The organism is Streptomyces sp. NPDC006261, assembly GCF_040613515.1.
Classification (GTDB): Bacteria; Actinomycetota; Actinomycetes; order Streptomycetales; family Streptomycetaceae; genus Streptomyces.
This window is the reverse complement of sequence record NZ_JBEXSI010000142.1, coordinates 1-2974: the sequence shown is the minus strand read 5'-3', so window position 1 is coordinate 2974 and position 2974 is coordinate 1. Positions and strand designations below refer to the sequence as shown.

Annotated in this window: 4 protein-coding genes; 2 read left to right on the top strand and 2 right to left on the bottom strand. The window is 69.6% G+C overall.

Annotation, left to right across the window (positions count from 1 at the left end):
* Positions 1–568 (top strand): hypothetical protein (locus ABZ154_RS34910; RefSeq protein WP_356838478.1); only part of this gene is annotated, 568 nt, incomplete at its 5' end.
* 35 nt (positions 569–603) lie between these two features.
* Here the strand turns inward: ABZ154_RS34910 and ABZ154_RS34905 are convergent.
* Both ABZ154_RS34905 and ABZ154_RS34900 read right to left on the bottom strand, forming a co-directional pair.
* Positions 604–1266, bottom strand: coding sequence for a sortase (locus ABZ154_RS34905; RefSeq protein WP_356838476.1), 663 nt, complete (start codon positions 1264–1266; stop codon positions 604–606).
* 9 nt (positions 1267–1275) lie between these two features.
* A complete protein-coding gene (locus ABZ154_RS34900; protein WP_356838474.1) occupies positions 1276–2040 on the bottom strand; it encodes a hypothetical protein in 765 nt (254 codons plus the stop codon).
* Between the two features lie 343 nt (positions 2041–2383).
* Between ABZ154_RS34900 and ABZ154_RS34895 the strand changes: the two genes are divergently transcribed.
* On the top strand, positions 2384–2914 hold the full coding sequence (locus tag ABZ154_RS34895) for a hypothetical protein (RefSeq protein ID WP_356838473.1): 531 nt from the start codon (positions 2384–2386) through the stop codon (positions 2912–2914).
* Positions 2915–2974: the final 60 nt, after the last annotated feature.

Here is a 2974-nt window from a genome sequence, read left to right as displayed (position 1 = left end):
CGCCGTGCGGCAGGCCGCCGGACCGGTGATGGCCCGGCCGGTCGGCGACGCGCTGAGAATCGACGTCAGCGTGCGGTCCAAGCCCGGCGCTCCGGCCCCACGTACGACTTCCCCCAAGACCTCCGCGACGCCCCAGCTCGCCCTTCACCGCACCCGTACGGCGTACGAGGAGTACGTCCGTGCTCTGGCGTGGTCGGCGGACCCCTTGCCCGGATGGGAGACCGAGAAGCAGCTGCACTCCGGCTTCCGGTCCTCGAAACCCGCCAGCTTCGGCTACACCGAGGAGCAGCATGCTGAGGTAGCACGGTTCCGGGCCGAGCTGCTGGAGCTGAGCATCGCCGTGTCGACGCACCCGTTCTGGGATCAGGTGGAGCGGGGCCAGCGGCAGGCCGAGCAGGCGCAGAGCCTCGAGGGCGATCCGCGGAAGCTGTTCACCCCGCGAGCATCTCGCTGCGGCGTCGACAGGACGGGGGGGCGCTGCTGTTCGCTCTGGTCGCTTTCGCCGGTGGCTCGCCCCCCTTGCTCCCTGCGTAGGTGTTTTGAACTCAGGTCACGAGGTCTGCTCTAGCACCCGGGGTGCTGGGCGGCTGGAATGGATGACGCTCAAGAGTCGCGGTCAGCTCTGCCTGGAGATGGCGTGGTGGGTTCTGCGGTCAGCACGAGGTTGGAGCGGTAGGTGTCGCGTTCGTCGTCCCACCCGGCGCAGGTGATCAACGTCAGTGTGGGGGTCATGGTCGGGCCGTAGACGCGGCTGGAGGGGAAGTCGTCCTTGGCCCAGGCCTTCATCGTGGTGACGCTGAAGTGGGCGGTGCTCCCGTCGCGGCGGGTGACCATGATCGGGGATCCCTTGCGCAGGGCCCCCAGGCCGTAGAAGGCGGCGGGGCCGGAGCGGGAGTCGAGGTGGCCGACGACGATGGCGTTGCCGATCTCGCCCGGAGTGGCCGAGCCGGTGTACCAGCCGGCGTGGTCCGGGTCCCGGGGCATGTCGACGGAGCCGTCGCTCGCCCTGGTGACCTTGTCGATCTGTGTTCGCATGCCGATGGTGGGGATGCGGATGGCGGTGGGTTCCGAGCGGGGCAGGGGCGAGCTGCGCGGTGCCGGGGTTTCGGTCGCGCCGGAGGGTGCGGCGCGGGCGGTGTCGGGTGGGGTCGGGGGCGGTTGGGGGCCGGTGACGGTGGTGGCCAGGAGGGCGAGTGCGCTGGCGGTGAAGGCAGTGGCCGCCGCGGTGTAGACACCGCGGCGGCCACGGGGCCGGAAGCCGGTCATGCGTGCCTGTCAGCTCTGGCGGCTGCCGCGGCGGCGCAGGTACAGCGTGCCCGCGGCGGCGGTCAGCAGGCCGCCGGCGGCGGTCAGCGCCACCGTGTCACTGTCCTGGGTGCCGCCCATGCCACCGGCGACCGCTCCTGCCGGGGCCATCTTCAGCGGCCCGCACAGGGCGGGGTTGGTGGCCTCGGAGGGCAGGCTGGGGTCGAGGTCGCTGGCGCCGAGGACGTTGTCGTACTTGCCGTTGCCGTTGAAGTCGATGCCGTGGACGACGACGACGGCGTTCTCCGCGCGGAGGCTCTTGGCGGTTTCGTCGTCGACGGTGATGGTGCGGTGGTAGGTGTACGCGGAGCCCTTGGGGAAGCGGTCGACGGCGAGGGCCGAGTGGTCGGCTCCGGTGTCGCCGGTGGTGGTGAGCGAGGCGCCGATCTTGCCGTAGAACGGCAGGCCGTCCGTGGTGTTGAGGCTCAGTTGGCCGTTGTGCTGCTTGGCCGCGGAAGCCGGCGGGCACTGGCCCTTGGCCCCGATGTGGAAGTGCTGGGCGTGCGGTGCGTCCGCGAGCAGGCCCTGCGTCTTGATCGTCACGGTTGCCTGGTTCCCCTTGAGGTGCACCATCGCCGTACCCGAGCCGGTCACCTTGCTCGTGGGGATCGGTGAGAGCGCCGCGTGCAGGTCGCCGTCGCGCGAGGAACTGTCCGCGAACGCCACAGGAGCCAGGACCATCCCGGAAGCTATCGCCGCCAGGGCGGTCAGAGAGGTGGCCGTCGTCTTCTTCATGCGTACTCCAGCTGAGAGTCGAGACCGGCTGCCCGGAAGGCGGGGCGCTCGAGGAATGAGCGCATACCGGTGCTTTCCACGACATACTGGGTTCCGCGTGGTGCGACAGCCACCCCGAGCAGGCATTCGGGGGACGGCAGGAACCACTACGGCCACCTGCCGCCGGGCTTGGGCTTCCTCGTCCAGATGCCGGTACGAGGGCCTTTACGGGTGAGGCGTCTGGCCATCTGGTCGCCGCAGAAGGTGACCAGACCGGTGCGGTTCCACAACCAGAAGAACCCGCAAAACGTCTCCCGAACTCACCTGCGCCCACAGCGACGACCAAGCCCCGACACCCGCCGACGTGCAGAACATCGCCTACGAAGAGTTCAGCCTGCTGCCTGACGACCGCGCCGCGCGGCGGCGCCGGCGCACCGGGCTGGTTCTTGGTGGGCGTCGCCGTGTTCGCTTCGTCGATCGGAAGTTGTGGGCGGGCCTGGACGGGGGCGGTGGCCCGGGCCAGGCTGTGTGGATGGACGACGAAGACGCAGCCCCTGGGGAAGACAACCGTGCGGTCAAAGTGGCCCTCTACATGGAAACGCTCCAGGCCCGGATGGACCCCAACCAGTACGGGGCTCTGGCCCAGGCGCTGCACGAGGCGTTCCATCTGCTGGCTCAAGGCCGCGAAGGCACCATCGGCTCCGAGGACGACACCGCAGAGTTCACGCCCGAGATGCATCGCGAGTTCGCAACCATCCTGACGATGCTGCTCACCGGCAAAATAGACCAGCAGGTCGTCGAGGTCCCCAGCTCCGACGGCCACTCCGGCTTCGTCCTCATGGACCCCGAAGAGGCCGACGGGTGCTGTCACGTTGTTGGGTGCGTGGGTCTCTGACGGTGCGTCGGGGCGTGGTGGGGCTGGGGTTTCGGACTGGTGCTCAGGCTTCAGCGGGCT